This is a genomic window from Herbivorax alkaliphila (assembly GCF_030848475.1).
Taxonomy (GTDB): domain Bacteria; phylum Bacillota; class Clostridia; order Acetivibrionales; family Acetivibrionaceae; genus Herbivorax.
Genome location: NZ_JAVDDS010000042.1, coordinates 15,430 through 33,737, shown reverse-complemented (window position 1 = coordinate 33,737; position 18,308 = coordinate 15,430). Strand labels below are relative to the sequence as shown.

The 18,308-nt window shown below is 32.0% G+C and carries 11 protein-coding genes and 1 pseudogene; 11 read left to right on the top strand and 1 reads right to left on the bottom strand.

Annotated elements, in window-relative coordinates; all coding sequences use genetic code 11:
- The 8 genes from RBH29_RS13585 to RBH29_RS13550 form a co-directional block, all read left to right on the top strand.
- On the top strand, nucleotides 1-3,952 hold a 3,952-nt coding region (locus RBH29_RS13585; protein ID WP_306697466.1), incomplete at its 5' end, for a polymorphic toxin-type HINT domain-containing protein.
- Nucleotides 3,953-4,342: 390 nt separating this feature from the next.
- The gene (locus tag RBH29_RS13580) at nucleotides 4,343-4,864 is read left to right on the top strand and encodes a hypothetical protein (RefSeq protein ID WP_306697465.1); all 522 of its coding nucleotides are present in this window, start codon (nucleotides 4,343-4,345) and stop codon (nucleotides 4,862-4,864) included.
- 67 nt (nucleotides 4,865-4,931) lie between these two features.
- Nucleotides 4,932-6,173 carry a polymorphic toxin-type HINT domain-containing protein gene (locus tag RBH29_RS13575; protein ID WP_306697464.1) on the top strand — a complete coding sequence of 414 codons (1,242 nt, stop codon included), beginning with the start codon at nucleotides 4,932-4,934 and terminating at the stop codon, nucleotides 6,171-6,173.
- Nucleotides 6,174-6,247: 74 nt separating this feature from the next.
- Nucleotides 6,248-6,622: a hypothetical protein gene (locus tag RBH29_RS13570; protein WP_306697463.1), complete on the top strand. Its 375-nt coding sequence runs from the start codon at nucleotides 6,248-6,250 to the stop codon at nucleotides 6,620-6,622.
- A gap of 115 nt (nucleotides 6,623-6,737) precedes the next feature.
- Nucleotides 6,738-7,358 (top strand): hypothetical protein, encoded by a 621-nt coding sequence (locus tag RBH29_RS13565; protein WP_306697462.1) that lies wholly within the window; start codon nucleotides 6,738-6,740, stop codon nucleotides 7,356-7,358.
- 142 nt (nucleotides 7,359-7,500) lie between these two features.
- On the top strand, nucleotides 7,501-7,857 hold the full coding sequence (locus tag RBH29_RS13560; RefSeq protein ID WP_306697460.1) for an RHS repeat-associated core domain-containing protein: 357 nt from the start codon (nucleotides 7,501-7,503) through the stop codon (nucleotides 7,855-7,857).
- Nucleotides 7,858-8,132: 275 nt separating this feature from the next.
- Nucleotides 8,133-8,552 (top strand): bacteriohemerythrin, encoded by a 420-nt coding sequence (locus RBH29_RS13555; protein WP_306697459.1) that lies wholly within the window; start codon nucleotides 8,133-8,135, stop codon nucleotides 8,550-8,552.
- Nucleotides 8,552-9,010, top strand: coding sequence for a chemotaxis protein CheX (locus tag RBH29_RS13550; RefSeq protein WP_306697458.1), 459 nt, complete (start codon nucleotides 8,552-8,554; stop codon nucleotides 9,008-9,010). Before RBH29_RS13555 ends, RBH29_RS13550 begins: the two co-directional genes overlap by 1 nt.
- 157 nt (nucleotides 9,011-9,167) lie before the next feature.
- Here RBH29_RS13550 and RBH29_RS13545 read toward each other — a convergent pair whose 3' ends face one another.
- Nucleotides 9,168-11,279, bottom strand: a complete 2,112-nt coding sequence (locus RBH29_RS13545; protein WP_306697457.1) for an amino acid permease — start codon at nucleotides 11,277-11,279, stop codon at nucleotides 9,168-9,170.
- 228 nt (nucleotides 11,280-11,507) lie between these two features.
- On the opposite strand from RBH29_RS13545, the pseudogene RBH29_RS13540 reads away from it, so the two are divergent.
- The 3 genes and pseudogenes from RBH29_RS13540 to RBH29_RS13530 all read left to right on the top strand — a co-directional run.
- Nucleotides 11,508-11,657: pseudogene (locus RBH29_RS13540) on the top strand (AAA family ATPase); the annotation flags it as partial.
- 489 nt (nucleotides 11,658-12,146) lie between these two features.
- Nucleotides 12,147-15,026, top strand: a complete 2,880-nt coding sequence (locus RBH29_RS13535) for an S-layer homology domain-containing protein (RefSeq protein WP_306697456.1) — start codon at nucleotides 12,147-12,149, stop codon at nucleotides 15,024-15,026.
- Nucleotides 15,027-15,246: 220 nt separating this feature from the next.
- The gene (locus RBH29_RS13530) at nucleotides 15,247-18,300 is read left to right on the top strand and encodes an S-layer homology domain-containing protein (protein ID WP_306697455.1); all 3,054 of its coding nucleotides are present in this window, start codon (nucleotides 15,247-15,249) and stop codon (nucleotides 18,298-18,300) included.
- The last annotated feature ends 8 nt before the right edge of the window (nucleotides 18,301-18,308 follow it).

Here is an 18,308-nt window from a genome sequence, read left to right as displayed (position 1 = left end):
GTTAATTGCTCATGTGGATATAAATGGGGATAGAATAGAATATGATAGAGATATTGAAAACAGGCAGGAAATAATAAGAGATAGGCTTGGAAATATAACAGTACATGAATATGATGATAATGGAAATATATTAACTACAGTTGATGCTCTTAAAAATACAACTTCCTTTTCTTACGATGACAAAGGAAATAAACTTTCAGAAACAGATGCTTTAGGAAATGAAACAAAATATACATATGATGAACAGGGTAATATGCTAAGTCAGACAGATGCTTTAGGAAATACAACAGAGTATACATATGACAGTAGAGGAAGGGTTTTGAGCTTTGAAGATGCTGAAGGCAATATTACAACTTACACATATGATTCAATGGGAAATCGAATTTCAGAGGCGGAAAATGGAAAAGAAACCACTTATGAGTATAATTCAAGGGGTAGTTTGATTTCTGAAACAGATGCTGAAGGCAATACAAAGCGTTATACATATGATTCAAGGGGAAATAAAACTTCTGAAACAGATGCTAATGGAAATGAGACTTTTTACAAATATAATAATAATGGCTGCCTTATATCAAAAGTAGAAACTGACGATGAGACAGGGGCGAAAGTCACTACAGAATATGTTTATGACTCAATGAATCGATTGGTAGAAATGATTGATGGCAACGGAAAAAGTATAAGAATCGAGTACGATTCAGCAGGACAACAATCGGCCATTATTGATAAAATAGGCAATAGAACTGAGTATGAGTATGATGCATTTGGGAATGTCATACTTATCAGGTATCCCGATGATACTACTGAGAAGTTCAGGTATGATGCAGAAGGAAGAGAGATTTCATCAACAGATCGTCTAAAAAGAACTACACAGTGTGAGTATGATAAACTGGGAAGATTAACAAAAACTATAAATCCTGATGGTTCATTTATTGAAAATGAATATGATTCATTGGGGAGAATAATATCTGAAAAAAATGAGCTTGGAAATGTAACAAAATATAGGTATGATGAAGTTGGTAATACTGTTGAAGTTATTGATGCACTTGGAAATTCTACAAAATATGAGTACGACAAAAATGGCAATAGAATAAAAATGATTGATGCTAAGGAAAATGTTATTAGCTTTGAATATGATGGAAACGATAATTTAGTTAAAACTATTTTCCCAGATGGTACTTATACAACGACAGAATACAATGATAGAGGGCAAAAAATATCAGAGCGTGATCAAGCTGGAATAGTTACAAATTATGAATATGATGCTGTAGGAAGAGTTATAAAAGTTATTGATCCATTAGGAAATGAAACCAGTTTTGATTATGACGCTCAAGGAAATAGAATTTCTCAGACAGATGCAAATGGCAACAAAGTAAGGTTTGAGTATGACAAAACTGGAAATATGACAAAGCAGATACTTCCATCAGGCTATGAAGAAATAATTACATATGATGCGGAAGGCAAAAAGACATCAAAAACAGATTTTAATGGAGACAAAATAGAATTTGAATACGATACTGCCGGCAATCTTATAAATAAAACATATCCTGACGGAAAGTATGAAATTTATACATACACTCTTTCGGGTCAGAGAGAATCTGTTACTGATGAAAGAGGCACTATACATTATGAATATGACCTTATGGATAGGCTTATAAAACAGACAAATCCAGATGGAACTCAAATATCATATACATATGATAAAGCAGGTAACCGAACAAGTGTTACTGTTCCATCAGGAACTACATATTATACTTATGATGAATTAAATAGGCTGGAGTCTGTTACAGATTCAGATGGTAACACTACTTCCTATACATATGATGCCATAGGCAACAGAAAAAGTGTTGTTTATCCTAATAATACTACAACTGAATACCAGTATGATTATTTAAGCAGATTGGTATCTTTAGTAAATCGCAATGAAGCAGGGGAAATAATTACATCATACGAGTATACTCTTGGATCTGCTGGTAACAGAATTAGAGTTGAAGAAAATAGCGGAAGAACAATAAAATACACATACGATGATACATACAAATTAATTGAAAAGGAAATTGAAAGTGCTGCTGGAAACAAGACAGTAATAGAGTATACATATGATGCCGTTGGAAACAGGCTTTCAAAATCTATAAATGGTGAAATAACAAAATACACATATGATGAAAACAACAGAGTTATTACTGAAGGGAAAAACACATATACATATGATAAAAATGGCAGCACACTGACTAAAAAGACAGAGACAGGCGAAGAAGTAACATATACATATGATTACAATAGAAGACTGACAAAAGTTGTAACTACAGGCTCTAAAGAGGCGTCTGTTGTTGAATACACTTATGATGTAGATGGTATAAGACTTCAAAAAGTAGTTGACGGTGCAACGATAATTAACTATTTAGCTGACATAAATACCGAATATGCTCAGGTATTAGAAGAAAGAGATGATGAGGGAAATTTAATAGTAAGTTATGTTTATGGTGACGATCTAATAAGTCAAAGGAGAGGAGAAGACTTTAGCTATTATCACTATGATGGAATAGGAAGTACCAGAGCATTAACTGATATGGAAGGAAACATAACAGACACATATACTTATGATTCCTTTGGAATGTTGATAGCTAGGACAGGGACAACAGAGAACGATTATCTCTTCACAGGTGAGCAGTATGATGCAAATGTAACTTTCTACTATTTAAGGGCAAGATATATGAATCCGTCATTGGGAAGATTCCTTACAATGGATTCATGGGGAGGAATTATAACTGATCCAATTACACTGCACAAGTATCTATATGCAGATTCTGACCCTGTAAACAAAATTGACCCATCAGGATACTTTTCAATTGCAGGTGTAATGATGGGTGTAACAATTGGTGCCACCATAGCCTCAATTGCAATACCTGTTTTCACAGGAATATATCTTGCAATAGTAAATCAGGTGTCGGTATTAGATTATTTGTCGGCATTATGTTCTAAAGATGTTTGGATTGAAGCTGCTATAGGTATTGGTGTTGGTACTATAGTTGGAATGGGAATTAAGGCAATAGCCAAAAAGCTGTCATGTAATATGGTGCTGTTTTTAGGAACAATCATGTCCCTGTGGAGTCTCTATCAGTCAATTAATTTAAGTGTTGATATGATAAATGGAGGGGTGTCCAGAGAGCAGGTAGCCAGATACCTAGCAGTACTTACAGCAACAGTAATACTGACAACAATAATAGGGAAGATATGTTTTACTGAAGATACCCTGATTAAGACAGAAGATGGCTATAAGGAAATTAAGGATATAGAGGTAGGGGATTTAGTTTACTCGGAGGATCCACTAACAGGAGAGAAGGGACTTAAGAAAGTAACAAATGTATTTGAAAATGAAACTAGCGTCATAGTAAGGGTGTTTGTAGAAGATGAAGAAATAGAGACAACACCAACCCATCCATTTTGGGTAATAGGAAAAGGCTGGGTAGCAGCAGGTGACATGGGAGTAGGAGATAAGGTATACTTATATTCAGGTGAAGGAAGAGAAATCAAGGAGTTAAAGTTTGAACATTTAGATTCACCAATAAAGGTATACAACTTCGAAGTTGAAGACTGGCACACATATTTTGTATCAGAGCAAGATGTATTTGTACATAATAGCTGTGGAGGTAAGGGAGCGGGTGGGAACAATTCACTTGAAGCTGGAAATTCAAGACCTCCAAAGAATTCTACTCCAAATTCAATATATGAACAATTAAATCCAGATGGAACAGTTAAAAGCAGAGCTTTTTATGATGCTACTGGAAATCAATTTAACAGACAAGATTTTGATCATGCACATTTTAATAAAATTACACAACAATATTACCAACCACATGAACATAATTATTTTTATAACAGTGATGGTTTGCCTGTTGGTAGTTCAGATGGGCCGCTATTACCAGGATATAACAACACTCGAACAAAATATTGATAGTGTAAAATTGCTTATAAAAAACGTATTTGAGAATTAGACAGAATAAAAATTTTCTTTGAAAAATAAAAATATACCAAAAAATTTAGAACCGTAAAGTTTGTTCCTAAATCAGTGGGTACAAACTTTACACGAGGTAATTTGTTAAGGATGAAATATTTTTATAATAAAACCTAGCGGCTGTTAGATTTGAATAAATAAAAATAGTACAATTGAGTTTAAACAATAAATTTTTTCTACTAATTTTTTGTTTAAACTCAATTATACACAAATATAGAAGGAAGGTAATGTGTTTTTATTTTAAAAATCATTGTAATTCCTATAAATCAAACAACAAAATCTATTTAATTTATAAATAGATGAATACAAAATAAAGAAAGAGGTTAAATAATGAGTCATATTTTATTTGGAGATTTTTTTTCAAACAAATTTACGCCAGAACAAATTAAGAGTGTTAAACTTTATTCTGAAAAAAAAGGCATTTATTATTGGTTTAATAAAGAAATAAATTTTTATAATGATATACATACTATGTTTGAAGAAAATAAAAAACCTAAAAACGATATAAAATTTTGTATTACGTCTTGTTTACAACCGACAAATAGTGAAGATTTACTATTCCCCTACAATAAATATGATGAAAATCAGCTTTTTCCAAAAAGAGATAGTCGGTCAGCATTCGAGGATTTGTGCAAATTAAATCTTAGTTCTTTTTACGATACGTTTAGGTTTTTCGAAAAAACACTCAGTCCTAAAGGATTAAGAGTTATTATTACAGAGGGGTATGATTGCGATTTTAAAGTTAAAAAATGCACAAGTAAAATTATGCTACAAGACATTGAACGCCAAATAATAACTTCACATATGTTAGACTCAGTTATATACGAACTTGCTGAATGTGAGTGTACTTGAAAATTAGTAATATACATATGATTACAACAGAAGACTGATAAAAATTATAACTACAGATTCTAAAGATGTGTCTGTTGTTGAATATACTTATGATTCCTTTGGAATGTTGATAGCCAGAACAGGAACAACAGAGAATGACTATCTCTTTACAGGTGAGCAGTATGATGCAAATGTAACATTCTACTATTTAAGAGCAAGATATATGAATCCGTCATTAGGAAGATTCCTTACAATGGATTCATGGGGAGGAATTATAACTGATCCAATTACACTGCACAAGTATCTATATGCAGATTCTGACCCTGTAAACAAAATTGACCCATCAGGATACTTTTCAATTGCAGGTGTAATGATGGGTATAACAATTGGTGCCACCATAGCCTCAATTGCAATACCTGTTTTCACTGGAATATATCTTGCAATAGTAAATCAGGTGTCGGTATTAGATTATTTGTCGGCATTATGTTCTAAAGATGTTTGGATTGAAGCTGCTATAGGTATTGGTGTTGGTACTATAGTTGGAATGGGAATTAAGGCAATAGCCAAAAAGCTGTCATGTAATATGGTGCTGTTTTTAGGAACAATCATGTCCCTGTGGAGTCTCTATCAGTCAATTAATTTAAGTGTTGATATGATAAATGGAGGGGTGTCCAGAGAGCAGGTAGCCAGATACTTAGCTGTACTTACAGCAACAGTGATATTGACTACATTAATAGGGAAAATATGTTTTACTGAAGATACCCTGATTAAGACGGAGGATGGCTATAAGGAAATTAAGGATATAGAAGTAGGGGATTTAGTCTACTCGGAGGATCCACTAACAGGAGAGAAGGGACTTAAGAAAGTAACAAATGTATTTGTAAATGAAACTAGCGTTATAGTAAGGGTGTTTGTAGAAGATGAAGAAATAGAGACAACACCAACTCATCCATTTTGGGTAATAGGAAAAGGCTGGGTAGCAGCAGGTGACATGGAAGTAGGAGATAAGGTATACTTATACTCAAGTGATGCGAGAGAAATAAAGGAGTTAAAGTTTGAACATCTAGATTCACCAATAAAGGTATACAACTTTGAAGTTGAAGACTGGCACACCTATTTTGTGTCAGAGCAAGATGTATTTGTACATAATAGCTGTAAAGCTGGAGATAAAACACCTAGAAATAGAGAGTTTACTAATCATGGTGCAGAACGTGCAAATGAAAGAGGTTTTGTTCCAGATGTAATTGATAGTATTATAGACAATAATAAAAGAAACAGAGTAAAAGAAATCAGTTGGATATGGTTCGGTAACATGGAGATATCAGGATAACCGAGGTAATACAGTAATAACCAATGAGTGGGTAGATAAAATAGTTACTGTTTATTCTTATCCAGAATGGTTAAATGGAGGTTATTATATACCAAAAAGGTGAGATGATAATTTTGGAGCTAATAATTAATTGCTTAAAAGATAAGATAAGCATTATCAAAGAATTAGGACTAACGATTGAAATTGAAGAATTTTGCAGAGGTTGTAAAGAAATAAAAAACTATAAAATAAATATAGTAGAAGATTTATCATATGAAATAATTATAAATTTAAAAGAAAGTAATGAAAGAGTAGCGAAAAGGCTTTTTACTTCGTTGCTTCATTTTATTGAATATTCAGCAATTACTTTTTATACTAAAAATATAACACGAGAAAATATTGAATACTTATTAGTATCTGCAAACCAAGAAATGAAGGGGTTTATTTGTAAAGTTATATTTAAGTACTAAATTTGTAACTAGAACAGCATGTATAACATTTTGTCTAAGACTGAAGATGGCTACAAAGAAATAACACCAATTCATCTATTTGAGGTAAAAGTGTTAAAAATAAGAGGGTGTTCTTATGATTAATCAAGAAGAAATAAGATATTTTGCAAATGGTTTCATAATAAAACGGATAGATAGTCAATATGCAGGTTATTATAAAAATTATTTTGGTATTGAAGGTGATATTTGGCCTATTGATAAGTATGCTAAAAATATAAGCAAGAAAGAAATTGAGTACTTTGATAAATATTTAGATGAGAATATTTATAAAGCAGATAATAATGAAAAATTTGTAGATGTATGTAATGATATTGATTTTTTGAATACATATATTAATGCTTGTAAGATTGAAGAGTATAAGGTTGAGGTGTTATTTTGCGAAACTCAGAGATTGTTTCCAAAATGTGAAATAAATCCACACAAGTATAGTGAAATTTTTGAGTTTTTGGGGCATGATTATGGATATCCAGGAGTTGATTATTATTCAGGTGTTTATAATGATGTGAAAAGGTTATCTCAAACCTCTCAGTTTTTATTGAATTCTAATGGTTTATTTGAAGATCAAGATAAACTTTTGGAATATATTGAGTTAAGGGAGAAATTGAAAAAAGAGTTACCTGAAAATATGCTTGAACAAGGAGAATTTATAATATATAAATTGTGGAGGTATATCGGAGACTACCCAATTAAGATATAAATGAAATTATGATAATCTTGGACGTTTAATAAAATCTGAGCAATATGATGAGAAGGGTGATTTGGTTGAATGTGAAGAAATAAGATATGATAAAGACGGAAATATTATTTAAAGTTGAAGGTAAGGTGAGACTGTAAGTAAGATGTGTAAATTAACAATCTGCTTACAGTCTTTGGATTCATGGGGAGGAATTATAACAGATCCAATTGCACTGCATAAATACCTGTATGCAGATTGTGACCCTGTAAATAAAATTGACCCATCAGGAAACTTTTCAATTTTAGGAGTAATGGTGGGGATAACAATTGGTGACACAATAGCTTCTATTGCAATACCTGTTTTCACTGGAATATATCTTGCAATAGTAAATCAGATGTCGGTATTAGATTATTTGTCGGCATTATGTTCTAAAGATGTTTGGATTGAAGCTGCTATAGGTATTGGTGTTGGTACTATAGTTGGAATGGGAATTAAGGTAATAGCCAAAAAACAGAGATAACACCAACCCATCCATTTTGGGTAAGAGAAAAAGGCTGGGTAGCAGCAGGTGACATGGAAGAGCCTCGATGGAAAAAGTAAATACTAGAGAGGTTCTTTTTTCTATAAAGAAAGTTAGCATAATTACCGAAAATTAAAATGATAGGGAACATCGTATTATATAATTTTAATAAAATTTAAAGTCTAGAAAGAAATACCAGTGACTTTCAAAAGCTAGGCAAGTGTTAAGATAGCAAGTGAAAGTAAAATAAATTATACGGGAAACGAGGGATTAAAATGATGTGGAAGGACAAGTATAAAGTTGATGTAGATTTAATTGATCAACAGCATGAAGAACTTTTTAGACGTGTATCAGATTTTACTAGCACTATTAGAAGTGAAGAAGCTTGGGACGCTAAGCTTGATAAAGTAAAAGAAACAATGTTATTTATGAAAGACTATGTAATTGTTCATTTTAATGAAGAAGAAGCCTATCAAGAACAAATTAATTACCCTGAACTTGAAATCCATAAAGAAGCACATGCAAAGTTTAAAGAAGGCATAAATAACTATGTTAAGATTTTTGAAGAAGAGGGTTTTACAGAAGAAAAGATACAAGAATTCGGTGGAAAACTTATGGCTTGGCTTATTATGCATGTTGGAAAGATGGATCAGAAGATTGGAGAATATGTGAAAAGCAAGGGAGGGCAAGTTTAATGAAAGTAGAATATGTAAACCCCTTTTATAAAGCAGTAAAAGACATTTTTCAATTATTGGTTGATATAGAACCCAAAAGAGGCGAATTGAAAGTAGTAGAGGAGTTGACAAGCGATAAGGATGCAAATGTTAAACTAGGGGTGGTGGGAGATTTAAAGGGAACAATTCTTTTTAGCTTCCCAAAAAACATGACTTTAGAATTGGTAAAAATCATGTCTGGTATGGAAATGGATAAAATTGATAATTTTGCATCTTCAGCTTTAGGTGAAATAGCAAATATTATCGGAGGAAATGCATTCACACTTTTAGCAGAAAATAATTATACCTGTGATATTGCCCCTCCTCAAATTTTTATAGGTGAGTACAAGCCTTCACTTTCCGAGAAAGAAAAGGCCTTGCTATTACCGTTAGTAACTCCAATTGGAGAATTTGATATAACCATTAATTTAAAAGAGTGAACTCGCTTAGTTAAAGCTGAACATCGAGGCTTCAGGTGAGACTCTAAAAAATACAGATAGTTGTAGGAATTATTTTAATCTTTATGGGATGGGGAATTCCCTGCCCCTTAGGGCGTAGAAGAATTTTGATACCCCGCTGCTTGCGGCGGGGTATTCATTATGCTAAGGCATTTTCTAAACCTGAATCGGCAACAAATAAAACACTGTTTTCAACTAAGTTTATTATTTTAATCATATGTTTAAATTTCATTTCATCATCAAAAGAGGACATACCCAATATATTTAAATCTGTAGAAATACTAGATAGAGTTTCTTCAAATTTTCCATGTACAACCAATATTTTAGTGCTTACAGGAAGTCTTGCATCTTCAATAAAATTATGAAGTTCTTTTTCTGCTTTTTTGACACTACTTTTGTTACTTACAACTCGGCAGAGAGTAACATTTGCATTCCAGTTTTTACTTATTTGAAGAGCACTTAGTACAGCTAAGTTGTTGTTAGGACTTTTATCTCTTAGCCACAGATGTATATTTCTATTTTGCCCAAAAACATATTTAGGATGAATATGAAGACACATTAACCCCATTTTTGAAAAAGCCATGTTTTGTAATATCTTTTGAAATTTTTTCTGCTTTTCGCTGTCGTTACTTATTGTAAAAAAGATGCTGTTTGGTGGTAAAAAAGTACTAGAGAGACTTTGTAAAACAGTGGATAGAGCTGAATCAAAATCGCTACCATTTACAATTACCTCTTGAGCAAAAAGCTTTTGTTCTTTTAGTGGTGAGAGAACTTCTTTAATAACTTCTGTGTTGTCTGTATTTTGGTTTATTGTTAAATAATAAGCTCTACCTGAAGGAGATATAAAACTTTTGACAAAAAAAGTTACTCTTTTAAAGTCTTCTGGTTTTTCTACAGGAATAACAATAGATGGTTTCCAAAGTTTAGGATGGTAAGGCATTGCCATGGCTTTTTGACCTGCCCATTCGGCGATAGAATAAAAAATGCCACCTCTTATATCACCCCAGGGTGAGTAAATATTCTTTTTTTGTAAGGTGAAATATATAGCGAAAATAACTGCAAAAGTAACTATGACAAAATATTTATTAATTAGAATCATACTAAAAAGACATCCTAAAAGACCTACGATAGGCACTATGGTGGAAATTGATAAACTAGGCCTAAAGCTAACAACGCCAGTTATTTTTTCTAACAGTATAACTAAATTTATCATAGCATATGTAGTTAGAAAAAACAGAGTGAGAATATTTGCAAGGCTATCTAAATTGCCTAACAAAAGAACACTAGCAGACAGTAAGGAGGAAAGAATAATAGCATTTCTAGGCTCTCCTTTTGTTGTCTTTTTTGATAAAAAGGTATATATAGGCACCGATCTATTTTCAGCTAAAGCAGATAGTGTTCTTGGTGCACTTACAAGGGTTGAAAGGGCTGAAGATAAAACAGCTCCCATAATACCAGCTATAACAAAAATCTTTGCAAAGCTAATATCAAGTATAACTAAACTGTTTTCCAATAGCGTTTGTGTGGGAACTTTTTGAGAAAATAAAAAGGCAAAAGCACTATAGGCTATAAAACCAGTGCAAACAGCAGCAATGGTACCTTTAATAATGCTTTTTCTTGGATTCTCAAGTTCCCCTGACATGGTAGCGCCTGTCAAAATACCTGTTACAGCAGGGAAAAATATTGCAAATGTCTGCCAAAAGCTTGCAGATTCAAATGAACCTATTAATTGTATATTTGATTCACCTACAGGAGAACCAAAAACAAATGAAACGATAGAAGCTATTACAGCAGCTAGAATTATATATTGAACTTTAAAAGCCAATTTTGCGCTTAAAATAGATAAACTTGCAAGGATAAACCAAGTAATAAATGCAACTATTAGCACAGGATGATGGGGAAAAAATGTTTGCCACAACTCAGTAAAACCAGTTATGTAAAAAGCCACTGAGATTGCCTGACAAAAATACAGTGGTATTCCTATTGCACCCCCCATTTCTAATCCCAATGACTGAGATACTATAGAGTATGCGCCACCTGAACCAACCTTTATATTTGTCAAAATAGATGACATAGAAAGAGCTGTAGAAATGGTTATAACATGGGCTATAAATATTATAGCTAATGCACCAATAAGACCAGAATTTCCAACCACCCAACCTAGCCTTAGATACATTACAACTCCCAACACAGTGAGAAGTGTTGGAACATAAACGCCTTCTAGTGTTTTTAATCCTTGATTTTTGTTCATTTATCTATTCCTTTATATTGGTTTGTTTTAATATTCCACATAAAGCCTCGATATTTAGATTAACTTTAGGAACATTACTTAAATGAAATTTTACATATTTTATAATAATCCTTTTGCACTATTTGTTTTAAATATTCCACGTATATAAAAGTAATATAATTATAGCATATTCACATAAATTGACAAGGATAAATTATGTGTTATTTTAATATTTTGAGTTTTTAAGATGAAGATTATTACTATGTAGATAAAACAGGTTTAATAAAAGAACTTTTAAATTCAGGCAGCAAAATAATATTATTATCTCGTCCAAGAAGGTTTGGAAAAACCCTTAATATGAGTATGTTAAGATACTTTTTTGAAAAAAGTGAAGAGGATACAAGATGAAGAGAAAACAGAGGACGGCAGGTTTTTTGAATTTAAAATACACAATAAAGAGGTCTTGTATGTATTTAAAAGTTCAATAATTAAATAGTTATTTAAATGGACTTTGTAAAATTTTCAAACAAATGTACTTGAAACATATATTGAATTATTATAAAATTAACATAATTAATCATATAATGAATTAATATTTTATAAAATTAAAAATTTTCAAATAACTTTACATTTTTTTATTTAATATACTAAAACCTCAAATTAGTTATATATTTCAAGAAGTTGCAGAAGAAAAATGTGTATATGAGCAGCAATATTTGAGAAAATCAAATACTATTAAGAGAAAGAAAAATAATACTATTTTAAATGATGCTTTAATTATTGTGGGGAGTGTACAACTGAATATAAGGGGAGGGGTGACAAAAAAAGAAAATTTTTAAGTATTAGAGAATTGAATTAAAAAAATAACAATATAAAGGGGAGTTTGAAATGGTTAAAAATTCTAAACGTGTTATAAAAACAAAAAGAATAATTCTATTTATTATTGTGTTGAGTATGTTTTTAACAAATTTTTTGTTAATTCCTGCCTCAACAACAGATGTGCTAGTTGAGGAAAATCAAGAAGAAGTAGAAGAACAAGAAGAAGTAGAAGAAAATTTACCTAACTTGATAAATGACATAAAGATTGTTTGTACTGACAGTGGTACTGAAAAATATAATTATAATTCTTACGAAGAATTTGAGATTCAAATTGATTTATCTGAGTCTGATTTTGATTCACAAGTACTTATATTTATAAATATGCCTGATGAAACATCTATATTAATTCCTGAAAATGATGAGTTTTTATGGAATACTGAAAACAATCCTCCAGGAGAATACTCAGTTAGAGCAGTAATAAAAGATGATGAATCAGATGACTTGTTAGAAAGATTTGAAAAAAAGTTTACTATTGCACCTAAAGTTTCAGTGGAAGATGTGATTGTTTCATTAAGTCAAAACAATACGCGCATGGGAGAAAGTGTAAAAGTTGATATCAAAACAACTTTTAAAAATCAATCTAATATAGATAAAAGCCTTGATGTTTTAACAAAAGTTTATTATCTAGATGAAGTTGTAGAATCTTTCAATGAAACCATTGAATCTGAGTATAAAAACTTAACAACAACTGTAGGAACTATTTCATTTTCTCCAGTTGTATCTGATGAAAGAGAGTATACTATAAAATCTGAAGTATACGATGGCTCAGAAAAAATAGCAGAAGGTCATAATACTTTCGAAGTTTTACCAGTAGAATTTTATCAATCTTATAAATATAGAATTAAGCAAGGTGAATCGAAAGATGAAACAGTTAAGTTAAGTGTACCAGAAGCTCCTCCTATGGCAGATATTATGTTTTCTTTTGATTTGACAGGAAGTATGGGGGGAATACTAAATACGGCAAAAACAAGAACTAAAGATATTATAACAGAGCTGAATAATTTAGGGTTAGAAATAAATTTTGGAGTTATTTCATACATGGATTACTATCCGATATATACAACAAGATCTGGGGATTATCCATATAAACTTGATTTACCAATTACAGATAATATTGATTCTGTGTCAGATACAATAAATTCGTTAACATTAGGAAGTGGTGGAGATGCTCCAGAATCGTATACAAGAGTATTTTATGAGAGCTATGCTGATGAAAATATTGGATGGAGAGATGGAGCAAAAAAAATACTAGTAAATTTTGGAGATGACTTACCACATGATGAGAATGTTAATAAAGGAATTCCAGGACTTTCAGGAGTTCGTAACACAGGAATAGATCCAGGCAGAGATGGTGTTATAGGTACAGAGGATGACCTTGACTTGCTGACAGTTTTAGGTGAAATGGCTGCTAATAACATTGAACTTATTGCATGTCAGACTAATGGTGCTTATGAGGAGTATTGGAGTTATTGGGCGGGTTTGACAGGTGGAAGAATGTACAACACAAATTCTGCTGATTTGGCAGAAGATATTGTCAATGCAGTTACAGACAGTTTAATGGTTCCTGACATCGAAGATTTACAACTGATTCCATCTACAAAATTTGAAACTTGGATAGTTGAGATGAATCCAGAGTCTTATTCAGGTGAGAGAAATAAAGAGGTTCTATTTGATATAAAAATAAAAGTTCCTGAAGGAACAGAAGCAGGAGTTTATTCATTTAATCTAGATGCAATAGACGGTAGTGGAGTAAGATATGGCACTTATAATTTTGAAATAGATGTATTTGAGGAAGTAAAATCAGTTACATCTTCAAGACGACCAAGAAGAATTAAAGTTGATGATAGTTCTTTAGTAACAGAGACGGTTACTATTCCAGAGGAAGAAATTCCAGCTACAGTGCCAGTAGATATTGCAATATCAATAACTGCCGACAAAAGGGTTTATAATGAACATGAAGAAATCAAATATACTGTAAAGTATAAAAATATGATTGAAACTAAAACAGAAGACTTTGAAATAACAGCTCAAATACCTAAGCATACAATTTTATTACATACTGGGGATGGTGAACTTGAAGGGGATGTAATTAGTTGGAAAATATCTGAGCTGGAAGGAAAAGAATCGGGACAGAAGGTCTATACAGTATTAACAGGAGATATTCCAGAATCTGAAGTTTTGGTATCAAATACTGCTATTATAACGGAAATAGAGGAATTGATAAATAAAGAAAATGCAAAATCCACAATAGAGGTTATGATTCGTTCTACTAGATATGGCAATATCGTTTATAATGCATACATTAAAGGCTTCCCAGGAAAATTGTTTAAACCAGAAAATAATTTGACAAGAGCAGAGGCAGCTGCTATATTTGCTAGAATTATGGATGTTGATTTGACAACAAGTGAAAATGATGTGTATTCGGATGTTGATGAAACTCATTGGGCTAAAAAGTACATAAATGCTATGACAGATGCAGAGGTCTTTACAGGATATGAAGATAAAACATTTAAGCCTGAAGCTAGTATTACAAGAGCAGAGTTAGCAGCAATTATTGCAAAATATCTGGAATTAGAAGATGTAAGGCCTTTTGAAAAAACCTATAATGATACTAATGGTCACTGGGCACATAACTATATAGAAGAAATACGAAGGTTCAAGATTATTGAAGGGTATGAAGATGGAACATTCAGACCTGATCTAAGTATTAAGCGCTCTGAAGCAGTTATAATGATAAATAAAATGCTTTATAGAGAACCTTTAAAACTTGATTCAGCAACATTTAAAGATGTTGGATTAACAAGTTGGTATTTTGGACATATAGAGGCAGCGTCAAGGGATTATGAAATTACGATGAATGAAGATGGTAATGAAGTGATAGTAAATTAGCATGTAAAAAGCTACTAAAGATGTATAATGTAGCGGATTCTATAATTAATGGGGTCTGCTACATTATGTATATTTTTAATAATTAAGTGATTTGGTTTAGATAAAGCTAAACATCGAGTATTCAGATGGAGACTCAACTCCACCTGAAGATTTATAAAAGGAACGCCACCTTATAGAAGGTGGAGTCTTGGAATAAGATAAAGATTGAAAGGAGCAGTAGATGAAGATGGATATAAAGATTAGGGGACGAATAGCTCTTTGCATATTATTTTGTATGATTAGTTTAATGACTCTTAAAATAACCGTAGAAGCACAAGAGACTTCTTTAAATTACAACTATAATGAAGCTATAGAGTGGTTAGTTGACAATCAGAACACCCATGGTTTTTGGGGGGAGAACTCTTTTGCAGGAGTAGCTGTAACCTCTAAAATTGCAGGCTACTTTAATCAAAGGAATATTAGAGAAGAGAGTTTTAATAAATCAGAAAAATGGTTAAATGATGTTGAAATATTAAACAATGATTTTGCATCAAGGGTTCTTCCGTTTATTACAACAGATGATAAGTACAATGAAATAATGATGTATCTTAAGTCAAATCAGAATGATGATGGAGGATGGGGTATATCTAAAGGATATCAAAGCAATATATATGATACAGTTATTGTTGTAAATTCATTACTTCAAGAGGGCATATCTGATACTCAATTGATTGTAGATGCTTTGTGGTATATTATAAGCTATCAAAATACAAACGGAAGTTGGTCAATCATTCCAGGGGAAGAACCATCTGTAGCGCTAACTTCTAAAATAGTATTATTTTTAGATGATTTTGTTTTTAAAACAATTCTTACTTCAGATGTTGTTGAAAATTCAATAAATAAAGGATTAGAATATATATTATCACAACAAAACAGTGATGAAACGTGGGGAATTGATGAAGAAAGTCTTCCAGTAACATTAATTGCATACAAGGCAATTCAAAATATTGTGGGTAATGAGTATATTTTAAATGTGGACGGAATTATAAGAGCTCTTCAAAAAAGCAATGGGAGTTGGTTTGATGATCCATACACAACAATTTTAGCACTAAAGGTCTTAGACGAGGGAACTATTCCAGAGCAAAAACCAGAATATAAGATTGAAACAACAATTGAAACTGACAGGGAATGGTATAAAGATAATGAAAGCATTAAAATTACTGTTGAATCAAAGAATTTAGGTCAGTCTGCTGTTGGCGTGAAAGTTAAAATTAAAGTTATTGATGAACATGGAGATATAGTTAAAGCAGTTTTAGAAAATGAACACTTTGAATGGCAGGATGGAGACACTTTGATTCATAGTGATACATTAAATAGTACTGAATTCCCTGCTGGAAAATATATAGTAAAGGTTGAGTTCAGTGATAATGATAACATAGTATCTTCAAATGATACCTTTTTTGAGATTGTAGAAATAAAAGATCCTACAAATACGGTTATTACTGATAAAGCAAAATATTCACCTGATGAGAGCGTGACAATTATTAAATCAGTAAATAATCCAAGTGCTTATGCAGTTGCAGAGGACATTACAGTAAAAACTAATATTACTAATAATCAAAATGATGTTGTATGGAGCAGTGAAAATACAATAAATCAAATAATTCAAAAAGACTCAGAAATTATAAAAAGCACATGGAATACAGGAGATAATAATTCTGGAATATATAATGTCACATCCATGATATTTAGTGGTGATAATGAACTAAGCAGAGATACTGTTCAATTTGAAGTATTAGAAAGAGAAATTATAGACTATGAGATTGAGGGATTATTAGAAGTATTGACAAAAGAAATAAAGCCTGGTGATAGTGTTATTATCAAATGCAGTATAACTAATTCAGGAATAAAACCAGTAGATGATGCAAAAAAAGAAATAGAAATTATAGATTCTGTAACTAAGAATGTTATTGATACAATTACTGACAGTATTAATTTAGAGATTGGCAGTTCAATTGAAAAAGAGATAAAATGGGAACATAGTACACTGGATTCTGGCAGTTACATTGTTATATGTAACATAGAACTTGATGACGGTACAATAATATCTATAGGAAATAGTAATTTTAAAGTAGTAGATGAGAAGGAAGAGACTAAAAGACCAACTAGACCACCAAGTTCACCACCAAGCTCACCACCAAGCTCACCACCAAATCAAGGAAGCACAGATGAGGAAAGTTCAGTAGAGGTTCCTCAAGAAGAAAAGCCAGGCAAAGTACCAAAAGAACAATCGGAAGAAGAATTTATAGACATTGTAGTATCAATAAGTGCGGATAAATCTATTTATATAAAAGATGAGATAATTACTTACACAATTAAATATAAGAATTTACTTGATTCAAATACAGGTGAACTTGAAGTTACAGCTAGTATTCCTGAGTATACATCAGTCAATGATATTGGTGGGGGAGAAGTTGTAGATAATGAAATTGTGTGGACAATAGATGATTTACCGAAAAATGCTGAGGGACAAAAGGTTTATACAGTTTTGGTTGATGACTTTTTACAACCTGAAACTTTGATTTCAAGTACAGCGAAGATAGTGAGTGAAAAAGAGTTTGTTAACGAAGAGTATAAAGAATCTGTTATAACTGTAATGCTGCGTTCAGGTGGAAATGGGGAATTAATACATAAAGCGTACATAAGTGGTTATCCTGATGGAACATTTAGGCCTAACAATCAAATAACCAGAGCAGAAATTGCATCTATGTTTGCAAGACTGATGGAGCTGGAAGTCTCATCAGAACATGATATTACATATAATGATTTAAAGTCGGATCATTGGGCAGCAGGAGCTATTATGGCAGTATCAGAAGCAGGTTTGTTTACCGGATATGAAGATAATACTATTCGTCCTGACAATACCATAACAAGAGCTGAGCTTGCTGTAGTTGCTGCAAAATATTTAGAACTTGATAACAGACGACCTTTTGAAATAAACTACTCAGATATTGACGGACATTGGGCGGTTAATCTCATAGAAGAAATGAGCAGATACAATTTTATTAAAGGTTATGAAGATGGAACCTTCAGGCCAAACAATAGAATAACTCGTGCAGAGGCAGTAACAGTAATAAATAATATACTTTACAGAGGACCTTTAAAAGCTGACAAGAGTTTATTTACTGATGTAGATAAAAGCCATTGGGCTTTTGGTCACATTGTGGAGGCTTCTTTGGATCATGAGCTTAAAATAGATGAAAGTGGAAATGAAATAATAAAAAATGAAGATTAAAAGTCAGG